Source organism: Mycobacterium angelicum (assembly GCF_002086155.1).
Classification (GTDB): domain Bacteria; phylum Actinomycetota; class Actinomycetes; order Mycobacteriales; family Mycobacteriaceae; genus Mycobacterium; species Mycobacterium angelicum.
On the sequence record NZ_MVHE01000490.1, the window covers coordinates 1 to 218 of the forward strand.

The window sequence follows — 218 nt, forward strand, 5'->3', positions numbered from 1 at the left end:
CAGGGTTTCGAAGTAGGTCGAATAGGCCACCAGATTGGTGCGCACCTCGATATCGGGATGGCTGCGGGTGAATGCCGCAAACGACTGTCGATACGCCGCAGCAATCGGCTCGTCCCAGAGTCGCACCGTTACGACGATCTTTCCGCCACGCGGTTCGGCGGAGAGCCCCAATAGCACCGCCGTCACACCCAGCAGGATCGCCACCAGCACAAGGGCGG

Annotated in this window: 1 pseudogene; it reads right to left on the reverse strand. The window is 62.4% G+C overall.

Going from position 1 to position 218, the window contains the following annotated elements:
* Positions 1–218, reverse strand: a pseudogene (locus tag BST12_RS30395) (sugar ABC transporter substrate-binding protein); the annotation flags it as partial.